The organism is Rhodopirellula maiorica SM1 (assembly GCF_000346295.1).
Taxonomy (GTDB): Bacteria; Planctomycetota; Planctomycetia; order Pirellulales; family Pirellulaceae; genus Novipirellula; species Novipirellula maiorica.
Window position 1 is genome coordinate 1 of record NZ_ANOG01000730.1, and the last position, 1,647, is coordinate 1,647.

Annotated in this window: 2 protein-coding genes; both read left to right on the plus strand. The window is 56.5% G+C overall.

The features are described 5' to 3' along the window. Positions 1–165: 165 nt before the first annotated feature. On the plus strand, positions 166–474 hold the full coding sequence (locus RMSM_RS23525) for a hypothetical protein (protein WP_008702381.1): 309 nt from the start codon (positions 166–168) through the stop codon (positions 472–474). Next, the coding region (locus RMSM_RS23530) for a hypothetical protein (RefSeq protein WP_008702383.1) at positions 458–1,647 on the plus strand (1,190 nt) is incomplete at its 3' end. The genes RMSM_RS23525 and RMSM_RS23530, both read left to right, overlap by 17 nt.

The window sequence follows — 1,647 nt, forward strand, 5'->3', positions numbered from 1 at the left end:
CATCACAAACAATCACGGGTCCTTCCTGGAGGACTGAAAACGTTCACCCTCACAAGGAAAGGGTCAGCTAATTCACAGACGAAGCGCTACACAGAAGGCTGGGGGTAGGGGGAATTTTGCCCGGGCATCAATTTGAACCGGATTTGACGCAAGAAACGGACTGAAATGAACATCGAGAATCGCTCTGACATGCAACTCGCTGAAAAAGCTGCTCGAGAGCGGTGGGAAATGAGCGACGACCAACGCAACAGCGTCGTGTCTCAGCTCGTGGCCATCATTGCCGACCCGAATGCCAAGAACCGGGAAAAGATCGCTGCATCCAGAGCGCTAGCAGCCTTCGATCGATTGAATGTGGATCAACAGCCCAAGTCTCGGACCAACGTGAATCTCAATTTGGCGTTGAGCGAGAAGAAAGAAGATTTGCGGCGACGGATCGAGCGGCTAACTGGGAGCGACGATGATCAAGGTGCCTAATCGCGCCAAGTTGCTTGCTCTGTTGGAGGAAACCGACGACCCAGATGACATTGCAGCGATCGAGGCGTTTCTCGAGGAGTGCGAGAAAACTCTATACGCCGATCCTGAAAAGAAGCTTTCCCGGGCCGAGAAGATGCGGGCGGCATCGTCCAAAGCCCAGCGGCAGGCCGTACGTGATGCGCAGGACATCGGACGCCCACCCGAGGGTCTCGGCGACGACGAACGCAGGAAGCAGTCTGATGAGTCCCTGCTCTTCCATCTGAAGACGTACCACGCCAATACGTTCTGCTTGGAGTTTTCGCCCGATCACCTTCGTCTGATCAAGCAGATCCAGGACACGCTCGAGAACGGTGGCCAAAAGGCGATCGCGTTGATGCGTGGGGCGGGTAAGTCGTCGATTCTTCGGATCGCGGTTCTGTGGGCTGCCATTACCGGACGCCGTCGTTTTGTGTGTCTGATCGCAGCGAGTTCTACGAGTGCTCGCAAGCTGATGAAGGCGATGAAGAAGACCATCCTGACGAACAGGATGCTTCATGCCGACTACGCGGCCGAGCTCCATTGCCTGATCAGTCTGGGGAATCGGTCGACTCTCGCAGCTGGGCAACACGTCGAAGGCGTTCGGACCGGTGTGCTGTGGGAAGCCGGGATGATCGCATCCGGCTACATCGAAGGCGTTAAGACATCCGAGTTTGTGATCAGCTGCGTTTCGATCCTCGGGGATGTTCGGGGCCAGCAATACATCACGACGACCGGTGAAACGATCCGGCCTGACTGTGCGTTGCTTGATGACCCGCAGACCAAAGCATCGGCGAAGTCAAAGCCCGCTTCACGAAACCGAATCGAGATCGCAAACGCCGATGTGTTAAAGATGGCCGGCGGCTCGGTCAACATCGCGGCGTTCGCTGCCGTGACGATCATCCGCAAAGGCGATATGGCCGACCAGCTGACCGACCGGAAGATTTCGCCGTACTGGCGGGGCGAAAAGGTCCCATGCGTCAAGAAGTTCCCAAGCGAAGCAGCGATGGAGTTGTGGAGCGAGTTCCAGGAACAGTATGAAGCCGAATTGGAGCTGGACGCGCCGCACACTGGCAGCAAGACGTTCGTTGAAGCCAACTTCGATGCGATGCACGAAGGCGCGGAGCTGTTTTGGGATGCCAATTACGATCGCAAAAC